At 33.4% G+C, this 13,284-nt stretch carries 18 protein-coding genes; 4 read left to right on the top strand and 14 right to left on the bottom strand.

The genetic code is table 11. The annotated features are described in order from the left end of the window. The first annotated feature begins 125 nt into the window (after positions 1-125). Entirely contained in the window at positions 126-578 is a 453-nt protein-coding gene (locus AC1Q8M_RS03130; RefSeq protein ID WP_001175498.1) for an Lrp/AsnC family transcriptional regulator, read from the top strand. A 100-nt stretch (positions 579-678) separates the two neighbouring features. Continuing rightward, complete coding sequence (locus AC1Q8M_RS03125; protein ID WP_000707107.1) at positions 679-861, top strand: DUF3913 family protein; 183 nt, start codon at positions 679-681, stop codon at positions 859-861. A gap of 28 nt (positions 862-889) precedes the next feature. Here the strand turns inward: AC1Q8M_RS03125 and AC1Q8M_RS03120 are convergent, their stop codons facing one another. The 11 genes from AC1Q8M_RS03120 to ykzS all read right to left on the bottom strand — a co-directional run bounded on the left by AC1Q8M_RS03120 (position 890) and on the right by ykzS (position 10,489). After that, the gene (locus AC1Q8M_RS03120; RefSeq protein WP_000558812.1) at positions 890-1,903 is read right to left on the bottom strand and encodes a CPBP family intramembrane glutamic endopeptidase; all 1,014 of its coding nucleotides are present in this window, start codon (positions 1,901-1,903) and stop codon (positions 890-892) included. Between the two features lie 247 nt (positions 1,904-2,150). Beyond that, positions 2,151-2,927, bottom strand: coding sequence for an ABC transporter permease (locus AC1Q8M_RS03115; protein ID WP_071714550.1), 777 nt, complete (start codon positions 2,925-2,927; stop codon positions 2,151-2,153). Next, on the bottom strand, positions 2,927-3,829 hold the full coding sequence (locus tag AC1Q8M_RS03110) for an ABC transporter ATP-binding protein (RefSeq protein ID WP_000528788.1): 903 nt from the start codon (positions 3,827-3,829) through the stop codon (positions 2,927-2,929). Before AC1Q8M_RS03110 ends, AC1Q8M_RS03115 begins: the two co-directional genes overlap by 1 nt. 14 nt (positions 3,830-3,843) lie before the next feature. Further along, entirely contained in the window at positions 3,844-4,632 is a 789-nt protein-coding gene (locus AC1Q8M_RS03105; RefSeq protein WP_071714549.1) for an ABC transporter permease, read from the bottom strand. Beyond that, on the bottom strand, positions 4,629-5,327 hold the full coding sequence (locus AC1Q8M_RS03100; RefSeq protein ID WP_071714548.1) for an ABC transporter ATP-binding protein: 699 nt from the start codon (positions 5,325-5,327) through the stop codon (positions 4,629-4,631). Before AC1Q8M_RS03100 ends, AC1Q8M_RS03105 begins: the two co-directional genes overlap by 4 nt. Continuing rightward, positions 5,324-5,704 carry a GntR family transcriptional regulator gene (locus AC1Q8M_RS03095; RefSeq protein WP_000687503.1) on the bottom strand — a complete coding sequence of 127 codons (381 nt, stop codon included), beginning with the start codon at positions 5,702-5,704 and terminating at the stop codon, positions 5,324-5,326. The genes AC1Q8M_RS03100 and AC1Q8M_RS03095 overlap by 4 nt, the downstream gene beginning before the upstream one ends. 215 nt (positions 5,705-5,919) lie before the next feature. Then, positions 5,920-6,888 (bottom strand): class 1b ribonucleoside-diphosphate reductase subunit beta, encoded by a 969-nt coding sequence (gene nrdF, locus AC1Q8M_RS03090; RefSeq protein ID WP_098361249.1) that lies wholly within the window; start codon positions 6,886-6,888, stop codon positions 5,920-5,922. Positions 6,889-6,969: 81 nt separating this feature from the next. Beyond that, entirely contained in the window at positions 6,970-9,054 is a 2,085-nt protein-coding gene (gene nrdE, locus AC1Q8M_RS03085; RefSeq protein WP_001215839.1) for a class 1b ribonucleoside-diphosphate reductase subunit alpha, read from the bottom strand. Continuing rightward, positions 9,041-9,400, bottom strand: a complete 360-nt coding sequence (gene nrdI, locus AC1Q8M_RS03080) for a class Ib ribonucleoside-diphosphate reductase assembly flavoprotein NrdI (protein ID WP_000959447.1) — start codon at positions 9,398-9,400, stop codon at positions 9,041-9,043. Before nrdI ends, nrdE begins: the two co-directional genes overlap by 14 nt. A 477-nt stretch (positions 9,401-9,877) precedes the next feature. After that, entirely contained in the window at positions 9,878-10,195 is a 318-nt protein-coding gene (locus AC1Q8M_RS03075; RefSeq protein ID WP_000502199.1) for a hypothetical protein, read from the bottom strand. A gap of 99 nt (positions 10,196-10,294) precedes the next feature. Continuing rightward, positions 10,295-10,489: a protein YkzS gene (gene ykzS, locus AC1Q8M_RS03070; RefSeq protein WP_000356686.1), complete on the bottom strand. Its 195-nt coding sequence runs from the start codon at positions 10,487-10,489 to the stop codon at positions 10,295-10,297. A gap of 334 nt (positions 10,490-10,823) precedes the next feature. Here ykzS and AC1Q8M_RS03065 point away from each other — a divergent pair, with 334 nt between their 5' ends. Next, positions 10,824-11,402: a GNAT family N-acetyltransferase gene (locus tag AC1Q8M_RS03065; RefSeq protein ID WP_098361247.1), complete on the top strand. Its 579-nt coding sequence runs from the start codon at positions 10,824-10,826 to the stop codon at positions 11,400-11,402. A gap of 35 nt (positions 11,403-11,437) precedes the next feature. Here AC1Q8M_RS03065 and AC1Q8M_RS03060 read toward each other — a convergent pair whose 3' ends face one another. After that, positions 11,438-12,040, bottom strand: a complete 603-nt coding sequence (locus AC1Q8M_RS03060) for a hypothetical protein (protein WP_000703093.1) — start codon at positions 12,038-12,040, stop codon at positions 11,438-11,440. An 88-nt stretch (positions 12,041-12,128) separates the two neighbouring features. Next, the gene (locus tag AC1Q8M_RS03055; protein WP_000461432.1) at positions 12,129-12,284 is read right to left on the bottom strand and encodes a hypothetical protein; all 156 of its coding nucleotides are present in this window, start codon (positions 12,282-12,284) and stop codon (positions 12,129-12,131) included. A 260-nt stretch (positions 12,285-12,544) separates the two neighbouring features. On the opposite strand from AC1Q8M_RS03055, the gene AC1Q8M_RS03050 reads away from it, so the two are divergent. Continuing rightward, positions 12,545-12,730, top strand: coding sequence for a YkvS family protein (locus tag AC1Q8M_RS03050; protein WP_001165082.1), 186 nt, complete (start codon positions 12,545-12,547; stop codon positions 12,728-12,730). Between the two features lie 48 nt (positions 12,731-12,778). On the opposite strand, the gene queF is transcribed toward AC1Q8M_RS03050, so the two are convergent. Further along, positions 12,779-13,276, bottom strand: a complete 498-nt coding sequence (queF, locus tag AC1Q8M_RS03045) for a preQ(1) synthase (RefSeq protein ID WP_001986050.1) — start codon at positions 13,274-13,276, stop codon at positions 12,779-12,781. Positions 13,277-13,284: the final 8 nt, after the last annotated feature.

Genomic DNA, 13,284 nt, shown 5'->3' with positions numbered 1-13,284 from the left:
ATTTCCCCTCCTATTTCCTTCTGTTTTATTGTAAAATAAATAACGTTCACTTTACATTTCATATGAATCTTAATTTATATTTTTCCTTTACAAAAATCATTATTTTACTGGAGGTATATTTACAAATGCAACTAGACCGTGTTGATCGAAAAATTTTAAATGAATTATATAATGATAGTCGCCTTTCTATGCGTGAATTGGCGAAACGAGTAAACTTATCTGCTCCGTCTACTGCAGAACGTGTTCGTAAACTTGAAAGTGAAGGCGTTATTCAAAAATATACAATCGATATCGACTATAAAAAAGCAGGACTAGTTTTAGATTGTATTTTAGAAATCACTTTAAAAAATGGTGATACAACACGTATGCAACAGTTTATTCAGTCTTATCCATCTGCAAGTTTTTGTTACCGAGTAACAGGAAGCTTATGCTACATTGTAAAAATTTCTGTTCCTTCACTCGTTGAACTTGAAGAATTTATCAATGATGTTTCTTCATATGCAACGACCGTTTCTCATATCGTATTATCAGAAGTATCTCTTACTCCTGATATTGAACATATCTTCCCAGAAGATTAATTTATTTTTATTCATAAATTATAAAAAAACCCCTTACAATAAGAATAAAAATAATATATTATGTATTAAAATACATAATATTTGAGAAAGGGGCTTTACATTGAAAATCTGGTTTTATGAAAAAACGGCACAATTAGATGACTTGCTTGGTATTTGGGACAATGTTCCGACCATCCCGCGAATTGGTGAAAAAGTGGAGATTTTAAAGACAGTCCGCACTGTTACAGATATTAAATATGTAAAGAACGGTAATAATTTTCGTGTAGAAATTATTACAAATTAAAAAGTAGCTCCTAAGAGCTACTTTTTAATTATCTATTATGTGCTTTCTTTATAACGATTTTATCTTCTTCTACAGCTACTGTTACATAATCATTTTCTTCTAACCGAAGCTTATTTACAGCCTCATCTGGTAACTCTATGGCCATCAATCTATCGGTTACGATCACTTGACTATACACTTCATTTTCTTGTGATGAATTCACTACTTTTTGCTCATTTATAAAACGTACTGGTGGCACGCCAACTTCTTTTACTGTACGCCATTGTTTCCAAACATACGGAATTAACCATAGTAATCCAACAACTGTAAGACCGATACCAATCCATAAATTACTTTGCGCTTGTAATTCAGTAATTGAGATTGTACCACTTTCTTCTCCACCGAAAAATTGCATACTTGTTGCAATCAAATTATTTAGAGCGTGCACAGCTATATTCGTCCATATATTTTTTGTCTTTATGTATAAAAGACACATAACGACACCAAACATGAACGCACCAATAACATCAAAATGTCCTAGGCCAAAAATAATTGAAGATATAATTACAGCTTTTTTAATTCCCCATTTATGAGCCATTCGCTGTAAGAAAAATCCCCTAAAAATAACCTCTTCCATAATAGGTGCTAACACACATGCTGAAATGAAAGTAAATATCGTCATATATACGTTACTCGTATTAATAACATTTCCGTCTTCTAGCATAGTAACTAAGAAATTCGGTAACGTATGTGCTAATATGTAAAATTGAATCTGAGATATGCCAACTGAAAAAATCATCCCCATTATCGTTGCTAATACAATTAATCCCCAAGATAAACGTCCTGGCTTATCAAAAAAACTGTTAAATACAACATTATTTTTATTTGTTTTTACGTATAGCCAAAGTAACGGAAATACAAAAAATACAGTTATTTGTGAAATAACCTCCATCGTATTCTCAGAAACATTTGCTAGACCTAATGGTATCATTATAAGGAACACCCCTATAATCATCCATCCAAAAAAGCTACGTAGCCTTATACGTGAAAATGCATAGTGCATATAGAACACCCCCAAAGATAGTAAAAATAAAATAAAACTTTAATCAGTACTTTATAGGCAATCCTTTCCCTATAAATAGCAGGATAACTAAATTATAATATGAATATAGTTGAAATCCTTCCTATTTTTCTCAAATCATTTCAAACAGCATAGCTCTTAAAATACCATATCGCTGTTCTTCAAGTTGCAATCCAAGTGAAATTTATGTAATAAAAATCCCCGTTTTTACAAGCGGGGATTTCTTTTATTATAATACGTCACGTTTTTGGAATAATGCACTTGATGCTACAAGTAACACAACAAAGTATGCAGCTACAAGTAATAATGAAGTTGTAAACGTAAATTCTGTAAATGTTGGTTCCATTCCACCATTGATTAATTTATTACTATCGTAAGCTCTTAAATCCAAATGGCTGAATACTACAAACTTCGCTACACCTTTTGCAAACATCATTAATACCATGTTAATTGTACCTTGTAAGAATAATAGAAACATCGTAATAATTATTGGTAATACAGACTTTCTAAATACGTTTGCTAAGAAAAATGCAAGTGTTGCAAAGAAAAATGGTGATAACAGCTGATATACAATTGTTTTTAAAACAATTCCTAACGTTAATTCAGTTTTACTACCGTCCATTACAATTACACCAATAATCATAGCAATTAACGTACTAGCAAATACGATAAATAACATCGTTAATAATACTGTAATATATTTAGAAAATAAAATTATCATTCGTTTTCTTGGACGAATTAATAATTGCTTAATCGTTCCTTTTTGGAATTCATCTGTAATTGTACGAGAAGCTATTGTAATTCCAAAGATCGTTGTGAATATCATAATTAAGCCGATATTTGAACTTGCAAAATCTAAGTAAGATCCACTTAAGCTACCAGCGTCGCCCCATTTCGCCAATACTACTGTTCCTAAAATCTCCAATAAAGCAATGACACCAATTAAAATATACATACCTTTTTTCGCATGCAACTTTAAAAATTCATTTTGAATTAATTTAAACATTACGCTTTCACTCCCCCAGTAATCGCTAAGAACTCATCCTCTAACGTTTTATTTTGAACAGTAACGCCATATACAAGCACATCAGCATGAACAAGTTTTTTTACAAGTTGCGGAATGTTGTCTTTTGTTACAGATGCTACAATTACATTCCCTTTTGCTTTGCCTTTAATGATTTCATTTGCTTTCTGAACTTCATCTACTTCAAACGCTACAACGACTGCCTCATCATGTTTCACTTTTTCATGTAAGTTGTACTCTTGTACAAACTCACCTTGTTTAATAATAACAACGCGATCACACATTAATTCAATTTCACTCAATAAGTGACTTGATACGATTACAGCAATATTCTCTTCTTTCGCTAAACGTTGTAAATAATCACGAATTTGGCGAATACCAGCTGGATCTAATCCATTTGTCGGCTCATCTAAAATTAAGATTTTCGGCTGATGAAGTAATGCCTGTGCAATTCCTAAACGTTGTTTCATACCAAGTGAATATGTTTTCACCTTTTTATGAATCGCATGCTCTAATTCAACAAGCTTTACAATCTCAGCAATGCGCTCTTTACTAATTGGTGTAATGGCCATATTCGCAAAATGCTTTAAGTTTTGCATTCCTGTCATATAATCATATAGTTCAGGATTTTCTACAATCGCTCCAATTTGCTCTAGTGCCTTTTCACGCTCCGAGCGAATACTATGTCCACAAATTGTAATATCGCCCTCTGTCATTGAAATAAGACCTGTCATCATACGGATCGTCGTCGTCTTACCGCTACCGTTCGGCCCAAGGAATCCGTATACTTCTCCTTCACGAACCTCAAATGATAAACCACGAATAATTTCCGTTCCACCAATCTTTTTTCGAACATTCTCTAACTTTACTACTACGTTTCCCAATGCTGATTCCTCCTTTAGACTTCTAGTTTTTTATCGATAATGCGACCTGTTATATAAATAAGTAGAACAAATATACCGATTGAAAAAGCAATACTATATAAATTCATAAGTTTTTCTGGATAGAGAAACACATTCACTTCTGATGATTTATCTATATATACTAACTTTGCTATTAAAGGCGTAGTAGGTGCAAGACCACCCAACATTCCATATATAGTACCTAATAATTTTGTTACTAGTAAAAATAAGAAAAATACCAGTGGATATTTTAACTTCTTCTTTTTCAAAGAAAACACTTTAACGCTTGCTACTGAAAAAAGTAATACTAGCAATATGCTTGATAAATGAAATACATATAACATAGTACTAAAGAGGTGCTTTAGTGGATTGAATACACTTTGAGTAAATAATACCTCATAGAGCTCTGTACCTTTTATTATTTTCATAGAAATACCATATAAAAAAATAGATCCTATTAATTCAAAAATAAGTAAATAAATTACAGCGTATAACAATATTGCTAAAACAATCTTTTTACCGGATATCGATGTTAACCGAAATAATGTGCTTTCAGTCATTTTTCCAAATGCAGACACCGCCTGAATAACTATCATTGCTAAAAAAGTTATATATACTAGAATAACGAAACTAACTATAATTGTTTGTCTTACTTCTCCTGATTCTTGCTTAATATAATTCCCCAAACTTACGAAAGCTACAGCGACAACGAATATAAATGTTAACAAAGAAATAATTATTTGCTTTTTATTTATATTGTACATATATATTAAGCTCGGCTTCATCTACTAAACACCTCCTTAAACACCTCTGTAACAGCTTTTCCTCTCTGAAAACGTAACTCTTCTACATTTTCATACAATACAATTTCCCCATCTTTTAAAAAGATCACTTCATCAAAAATATTTTCAACTTCATTTATTAAGTGCGTCGAGATTAGTATCGTACAATCTTCTCTATAAAATTGTAGAATGAGATTCAATATGTGCTCTCTAGAAACAAGATCAATTCCGCCAAGCGGTTCATCTAATACGTATAACTTCGCTTTCCTCGAAAACGTTAATATAATTTGAAGCTTCTCAACCATACCTTTTGACAATGCTGTAATTTTTTCTTCTAACGGTATTTTAAATTCTGCAATCGTATCTACCGCTTTTTGAATATCGAAGTCTTTATAAAAATCCCGGTAGAAAAATAAAGCGTCTTTTACAGTCATCCAATCATCAAAGACTGGCTTATCGGACATGAATGAAACGATTTCTTTCGTCTGTAATCCTACCTTTTTACCGTCTATTGTGATACTGCCTTCAGAAGGGTGTTGCAAGCCTGCAATCATTTTCAATAACGTCGTTTTCCCGCTCCCGTTATCTCCAACAAGCCCAACGATTTTCCCTTCCGTAATCTCTATGTTTAATTCACGGATCACTGCTTTTAATCCGTATCTCTTCCATAAGTTTTCTATTTTTAATAGCTCTGTCATTGGCTCTCCTCCCTCTTATCATGTAATGAAGAACGAAGAATTGTAAGAATTTCTTCTTCTGAAAAACCTAAATTGTCCATTCCATCTATAAAAGAATGAAGTAATTCTTTCGCCATCTCTTTTCGCAGCTCCATAATTTTCTCCCCTTCATTCGTTACATACCGTCCCATTCCTCTACGTGTTACAACAACTCCATCCCGTTCTAGCTCTTGAAATGTACGCTGAATCGTATTTGGATTCACTTGTAATTCACTCGCTAATTCACGGACAGAGGGAATTTTATCACCAGGCAATAAATGTCCTGTTACGATCTCTTTTTTTATGTATTCCATTACCTGAATGTAAATTGGTATATTTGGAGAAAACTCTATTTTCATTTCTTCCCTCCTTTCGTATCGGTGTACTAGTTAAATAATACACTGATACAAAAAGTTTGTAAATACCCATTTAATTACAAAAAGTTCTATCCGTTAACCGAATAGAACTTCCCAAACATAAATCGCTATACAGAAATAATAGTGTTATGTAAACAAAATTATAAAGAAAAGCTGTCTTATCAATGAATAAGACAGCTTTTCTTTATAATCCTATATCAAAAGTTAAACACGAAGTCATCGTCAGCTAACTTTTCAACGTTCGTTGCTTTTACGTAACCATTTCCTTTTACAGAGAAGAAATCATGGTTTTTCGTATCTGTACGTAAACCATTTAAAACGATTGGGTTAATTTCTTCTTCTTCAAAATTCGGCTCAAGTCCTAAGTTCATAAGCCCTTTATTCGCATTGTAACGAACGAAACGATTTACATCTTCTACAAGACCGATAGAAGTGTAAATTTCTTCTGTATAGGCCATTTCAATTTCATATAGTTCCATTAATAACTCTTGTGTTTCTTTTTGCACTTCTTGTTGCTCTTCTGCAGAAAGTTCTGCGAAGATTTGTTGTGCTAAAATACCGACGAATACGCCGTGAATTGACTCATCACGAATTATCAAGTTAATAATCTCACCACTTGCTGTTAGTTTTCCTTGACCAGCTAAGTAAAGCGGATAGAAGAATCCACTATAGAATAAATAACTTTCTAAGAACACACTTGCTACCATTGCCATATATAGCTCTTTTTTCGTTACTTCAGGCTTTAACAAACGACGATAGTAACCAGTAATAATACCGGCCTTTTTCTCAAGTAATGGATGATTGTCTACCCAGTCAAAAATATCATCAATTTCTTCTTCAGTAGCTAACGTTGTAAAGATATGACTGTAACTCTTCGCATGTACTTCTTCCATAGCTCCCATGAAAGCTAATACACTTTTCGCTTGTAAATTTTCAAGATGAACAAGTACAAGTGGCATTCCTTCGCCACCTTGTTTCGTATCTAAAAGTGTTAAACCACCTAATACACGCTTATAAGCAATTTGCTCTTCTTTCGATAATTGCACCCAAGTATTTTTGTCAGACGAAACCGCAATTTCTTCTTCTGTCCAAAACTGAGCGATGTTTTGCTTCCAAAACATTAAACTAAAATCATCTTCTTTTTTGTTCCAGTTTACCGCACGCATTAAATCGCCCCTTCTCTAAATATGATAACTAAGCATGAGCAGGGTTCAGAAAACCCTGCTCATCATGTCTCACTTTTTATATTAAACGGTACAAGCCACACACTCTTCCACACTTAATTTACGTGTTCTCGTATAATACAGACTCTTTAAGCCTTTTTTATGTGCATAGATGTAGTAACGTGCTAATTCACGTGTTGAAATATCACTATTAACGTAAAGAATTGTACTAATTCCTTGGTCAATATGTTCTTGAATTTCTGCGATTAAATCAATTAATTTAAACTGATTCATATCGTAAGAAGATTTATAGTACCAGAACGTATCTTTTGATAAATACGGCATTGGATAATATGTTGTCGCGTTCGCATATGTTCTTGATTCGATTTGACTTACGATCGGCATTACGCTTGAAGTTGCATTTTGAACGTAACTGATTGATTGTGTTGGAGCAATGGCAAGACGATATGAGTTGTATAAACCATTCTTTTGCACTTGCTCTTTTAAACTTGTCCAATCTTCTTTTGTTGGAATATGAATTCCTTCAAATAGTTGCTGAACTTTTTCAGTTACTGGGCTGTAATCTGTCGTTTCATACTTTTCAAAGTATGTGCCATTCGCATAATCAGATTTATCGAAGTCTTTAAATGTCTCGCCTTTTTCTGTAGCGATTTCCATACTTTTCTCAATAGAGTAGTAATTTAACATCATAAAGAATGTACGAGCAAACTCTTTCGCTTCTGCACTTTCATAAGCGATTTTATTTTTTGCTAAATACCCGTGTAAATTCATTGCTCCAAGTCCAACTGAATGAAGCTCGTCATTTGCTTTTTTCACGGTTGGTGCATTCGGAATGATCGTCATATCTGAAACAGCTGTTAAAGCTTCCATTCCTGCATGAACCGCTTCACGAATTTCTTTATTTTCCATTACGTTTACGATATTTAACGATCCTAAGTTACAGTTAATATCACGACGGATAATGTCATCTGTACCGTAATCATTTATTTCTGAAGTTTCTTGAAGCTGGAAGATTTCTGTACATAAGTTCGACATCTTCACAGTTCCAATATCCTTCAATGGATGTTGATTATTTGCATTTGATTTAAACATTAAGTATGGGTAACCAGACTCAAGCTGAATCATAGCGATTTTAATAAGCATATCACGTGCACTAATATCTAGTGGCTTCTTCTTCACTTTCGGATTGCTCATTAATTCATCGTACATTTCATCAATATCAATATCATCTAAATGCTTGCCATATTCTTTATAAACCGTATAAGGTGCGAAAACATGGAAAGGCTCATTTTTCTCAGCAAGCTCAAAGAACTTACTTGGAACGATAATTCCGATTGATAGAGACTGAATACGGCTCTTCTCATCGGCATTTATTTTTTTTGTATCAAGGAATTCAATAATATCCCAATGGAAAATGTTTAAATATACTGCACCGGCACCTTTTCGTTGGCCAAGTTGATTCGCATATGAAAACGAATCTTCAAGCAATTTCATAACAGGTACTACACCACTTGCAGCGTTGTCGATACCTTTAATTTGCTCACCACGTGCGCGTAGCTTAGATAAGTTTAAAGCTACTCCCCCGCCGATTTTCGATAATTGCATCGCAGTATTAATGTTAAAGCCGATCGAATTTAAGCTATCGTCCATCTCTAACAAGAAACAAGACACCATTTCTCCTCTTCTGCTTCTTCCCGCATTTAAAAAGGTTGGTGTCGCTGGTTGGTAGTTTTGTTTTACAATCATGCTTGCGAATTGTCTTGCCTTCGAAACATCACCGCGTCCTAAGTATAATGAAACAATTGCTACACGATCTTCATAGCTTTCTAAGTATTGTTTTTGATCATTCGTTTTTAACGCATAATCTTTGTAGAACTTAGATGCTGCCATATAAGATTGGAACTCGAAGTTTTCACCATAAGCGATGTTATATACTTCCTCTACTTCCTCCAAGCTATACTCGTCCAGAACGTTGTAATAGTAATCATGTTCTTTCATATACTCCATTCGCTCTGCCACGCTATTAAAAGGAACGGTATTCTCTCTAGCTTCTTCCATAAAGACTTCTAATGCCTCTTTATCTTTATGAAGCTGATAAAAACCGTCCTGCATTTGCGTGATTTCATTATTCAGTTCAATGTGTCGCAATCTCCCGCACCCTTTCCTTAAAATATTCTACATCGTTATTTGTTCCAGATAACTCAAATTTTGATACAATAGGCACTTCATATTTAGTAGAAATCTTGTCAGCACTTGCACCGAACATGTCTCCCCAGTTACGATTGCCGCTTGCAGATACGCCTTTTAATTTTTCATTATTGCGCTCTAAAAAGTCTAAAACACGTTCTGGTACATTGCCAAAACCTGTTGTATACGTAATAAGAATAAAGTCTTCATCTATTACTAGATCTTCATCAATTTGAACGGCCGGCATATTTAATTTGTGAATGAAACGCTTCACGTTTCCTGTCATAGAATCATATGCAACTAACATTTCCGACCCTCCCTCTCAAATCTATATTCTCTATATGTTGTTCTTGATTTCTCTATATATTGTATTACGTTTCAAAATAAGACACAAGATATATGTATAAATTCTTTCTTTTTTTAACTTTTACTTTTCGACATGATAGCCGTTTTTTTTCAATACAATGACTATGAAACAACATTCTAAAACTCATGTCAATAAAGTGCTTTTCAAAAAAGTTGTCAACGAATTTAACCTTATTTTTAAAAAAGTTAACAATATATTTTGTCATAAAACGGTAGATGCTGAAGAAATATATTTCTCCAGCATCACGCAAAAAAGAACAGATATAAAACGATAATCTGCTCTAAAAAACGATTACATTTATCAAATTTACCTTATTAAATATATTATACATATACTTTCGTCTCTCGTTACATACTAAAAGATAACTATTATAGAAAAAGATTATTATTATGGAACTTCAATTTATTTATGAAAAGTTTATTCAGAGTGCTCAATACGCAAAATATCTTTTACAAATATGTGATGTGGATTTTCATCTTTATCAAGCATTGTACATACAGGAGCCTCTTCATCAAAGTATACAATCATTCCTTCTACATACTGATATGTATGTTGAACTTGTACAGTTACTTTAATTTCTATCGCTTCTTCATATGCTCTTTTTATTTTCTGAAGCATTTTTGCTGAACATTTTCGTTTCTCTGGATACATAACCATTCCCATAAATCTATTGCCGGCTCTATCTTTCCACATATAATCCCAATGTGGTAAAATGCCTTGTTTAAAATCGCCCATAATTCCCCTCTCCTTTATCTTTTATTTATTCCGCATTAAACGTCCAGTTGGTGAAGGTTACTAATCAGTGAGGGATGCCCTGCTGATCAAAATTCCCCTTTATGAACGTGGCGTTTCTGAATATGTATAAATCACTTGCCCGCCTCGCTGTGCGTTACCAATGAAATGCTTAAAGTCTTCTCTATTTACAACAACTTCTCTGAACGTATAAAATACATCTTTCGTAACAACATACTCCGTTATTTCACCATTTTTCAGCTGATCTAAAATTGTATTTGCTAATTCTTTATCCATGTATTTCACCTCTCTGCAATATTTTATTCTATCGTATATTCTATAGGTCAACAACTGTAAAATTATCCCGCTATTTGCGGGTAGTCCGATTGGTGTTGACTACTAATCAGTCGTGGAATGAACAAAAAATCTTACTGATTAACATTTCACTTTATCTTGTTGTTATGCCATGATTTTATTTTCGTTATTTCGCAAACAATATCGTTTTACTATATGTCCACTAAATATCATATACTAACATAGCTACTTCTCTATATCAAACATTTCGGCATTCAATTATGCAAAGTTCCATACCACTATGCTACAATATACAAATAGAACTAGGAGGGATACTATGATTCGGAAAGCAAAAAAGACAGATGCAATGGCAATAGCTCCTTTATTGTATAATGCTCTGCATGAAATTGCTGAAAAAATCACAGGTAGCACAGTTGAAGCAGAAGTATTACAAGGACTTGAGACATGGTTCTCAAAAGAAAATAACCGTCTGAGCTACGAAAACTGTTTTATTTATGAACAAGACGAAAGTGCAGTTGGAATTATTGTCGCTTATCACGGTAGTGAAGCAACACAGCTTGACGCACCAATTGTACATCACTTAAGAGAATTACATAAAGATGAATCGATTACGTTAGAAAAAGAAGCTGAGCTTGATGAGTATTACATTGATACATTATCAGTTTCAAGTGCACACGGTGGAAAAGGTATTGGTTCTAAATTAATTGAAGCTGCCGAAATCTATGCAACTGAAAAAGGGCATGAAAAAATCGCTTTACTTGTTAATTTAGAAAACAAACGCGCCTATTCACTATACGAAAAGTTAGGTTATAAAAAAGATGAAATTGTTATGCTAGTAGGCGAACCTTATGCTCATCTCGTAAAACCATTAAACGTCAAAATTTCTATATCTTAAAAAGAAAGCACACGATTTATATAAATCGTGTGCTTTTATGTTAAATTCGTATTTAATATATTTCCATCCATCGCCTCGTGAAACGTATATGTTGTACATCCCCATGGCTTTCTATGCAAAATAGGAGAACCAGACCATCCCATTGCCCTCAGCTCCGTTCCAATCATCGAATTAAAATAATTATGACCTACAAGAGCAATACTTCCATGTACGAGAGCATAACGATGTAACAGGTAAGCCGCTTGCCTTGCCCTCTCTCTTACTTCCTTATAAGACTCAACATCTTTATGGTAGCCAAGTATCCATAATGTGCGCCCAATGAACATCCATACCTTAATTGTGCATTTCAACCACTTCGGAGCAAAAAAGTATGAAGGAACTTCAGCTTCTCTAAAAAGAGAGTTTTGCATAAAAGATAAAGAATCCGTTAATTCAGCTGCTGATTGTACAGCACGCCTTTGATCACTTGTTAAGACAAATTTCGCTGCTTCAATTGCCTCTATTGTTTCTATCGGCATTTTAGCTTTTTGTATCATTGACTCGGAATCATACTGTTTCATCCATTCGTGAAATGAATTAATTGTCATCGGTTCTCTTATACGACCTAAACAACCATGACGAATAAAAGAAATCTTCATTCTTTTCACTCTCCATTCATCACTTACGAACTCTATTATGCACTAGTTCTAAACATCATACCACGCAAGAAAAGAAAGTCATATACCTTTACATCTCCCCACCACTATCATGCGTTATCGAAGCATGGATACCATCCATCCCATCAAAATATGTACTCGTATCATATTGACGAATCTTTTTTAAATGCATATAAGAAAATAAAAATAAAATTAAAGCTATAACACTCCCCACAAATTCAAACATCATTTTACCGCCTCTAATTTCTCCCACTTCAGCAGGTTATTCTACTTTTTCATTATACCTCGATATAAAGATTCCCGCATTTTTGCTATTTTTTTCAAATAACATGGATTTTCTACATATTTTCTTACAAAAAGTGAATATTTTTCGAATTTTTACTTTGGAAACATTTACAAAGTAGGAAATATGGTTCAAAATAGGAGGAAATAAAAAAACCCAAATTTATTCTTTTTTTGGGAAAACTGTAACAAGGAGAGTTGCTTATGCAGATCGCAGAAACTGGAGATATCATCGAATTTAAAGGTGGAATGCAAGGCCGTGTTCAAAAAGTAAATCAAAACTCTGTTATTGTTGATATAACAATTATGAAGAATTTTAGAGAACTAGATATGGAACCTCTTACAGTTGTAAGTCATAAAAACTATACTGTCATTAATCAAAATGCATAATATAATAGAAAGAAAGAGCCTGTATACTATACAGGCTCTTTCTTTCTATTAACGATTATCAATTGTTTCCGGATATAGATCGTGGTTCATCATGCGGTAGTCAGCCATTTGTTCATACTTCGTCCCTGGGCGACCGTAGTTGCAGTATGGATCAATTGAAATGCCACCACGTGGTGTGAATTTCCCCCATACCTCAATGTAACGTGGATCCATTAATTTAATTAAATCGTTCATAATAACGTTCATGCAATCTTCGTGGAAATCACCATGATTGCGGAAACTAAATAAATACAACTTTAAAGATTTACTCTCTACCATTTTTTGCTCTGGAATATAGCTAATATAAATTGTTGCAAAATCTGGTTGTCCTGTTTTCGGACATAAACTTGTAAATTCAGGACAATTGAATTTTACAAAATAATCACGGTTTGGATGATTATTATCAAATACCTCTAATATTTCTGGGCTATATTCAAATAAATATTTTGTATTTTGATTTCCTAATAATGTTACATCTTTTAAATCTTCATCTAATCTTCCAGTCATTTTAAACA

The sequence above is a fragment of the Bacillus sp. GW823-FHT06A10 genome, from assembly GCF_058795375.1.
Note: the sequence above shows the minus strand (reverse complement) of the source record. Positions and strands in the feature narration are given on the sequence as shown.

Excerpts from the sequence above, each read along its gene's own strand:
- AC1Q8M_RS03120 (WP_000558812.1), bottom strand. The coding sequence starts at position 1,903 with ATGCACTATGCATTTTCACGTATAAGGCTACGTAGCTTTTTTGGATGG.
- AC1Q8M_RS03075 (WP_000502199.1), bottom strand. The coding sequence starts at position 10,195 with ATGGGCGATTTTAAACAAGGCATTTTACCACATTGGGATTATATGTGG.
- nrdF (WP_098361249.1), bottom strand. The coding sequence starts at position 6,888 with ATGCGTGCGGTAAACTGGAACAAAAAAGAAGATGATTTTAGTTTAATG.
- nrdI (WP_000959447.1), bottom strand. The coding sequence starts at position 9,400 with ATGTTAGTTGCATATGATTCTATGACAGGAAACGTGAAGCGTTTCATT.
- AC1Q8M_RS03065 (WP_098361247.1), top strand. The coding sequence starts at position 10,824 with ATGATTCGGAAAGCAAAAAAGACAGATGCAATGGCAATAGCTCCTTTA.
- AC1Q8M_RS03050 (WP_001165082.1), top strand. The coding sequence starts at position 12,545 with ATGCAGATCGCAGAAACTGGAGATATCATCGAATTTAAAGGTGGAATG.
- AC1Q8M_RS03130 (WP_001175498.1), top strand. The coding sequence starts at position 126 with ATGCAACTAGACCGTGTTGATCGAAAAATTTTAAATGAATTATATAAT.
- ykzS (WP_000356686.1), bottom strand. The coding sequence starts at position 10,489 with ATGGATAAAGAATTAGCAAATACAATTTTAGATCAGCTGAAAAATGGT.
- AC1Q8M_RS03105 (WP_071714549.1), bottom strand. The coding sequence starts at position 4,632 with ATGAAGCCGAGCTTAATATATATGTACAATATAAATAAAAAGCAAATA.
- AC1Q8M_RS03100 (WP_071714548.1), bottom strand. The coding sequence starts at position 5,327 with ATGACAGAGCTATTAAAAATAGAAAACTTATGGAAGAGATACGGATTA.
- AC1Q8M_RS03115 (WP_071714550.1), bottom strand. The coding sequence starts at position 2,927 with ATGTTTAAATTAATTCAAAATGAATTTTTAAAGTTGCATGCGAAAAAA.
- AC1Q8M_RS03055 (WP_000461432.1), bottom strand. The coding sequence starts at position 12,284 with ATGTTTGAATTTGTGGGGAGTGTTATAGCTTTAATTTTATTTTTATTT.
- AC1Q8M_RS03060 (WP_000703093.1), bottom strand. The coding sequence starts at position 12,040 with ATGAAGATTTCTTTTATTCGTCATGGTTGTTTAGGTCGTATAAGAGAA.
- queF (WP_001986050.1), bottom strand. The coding sequence starts at position 13,276 with ATGACTGGAAGATTAGATGAAGATTTAAAAGATGTAACATTATTAGGA.
- AC1Q8M_RS03095 (WP_000687503.1), bottom strand. The coding sequence starts at position 5,704 with ATGAAAATAGAGTTTTCTCCAAATATACCAATTTACATTCAGGTAATG.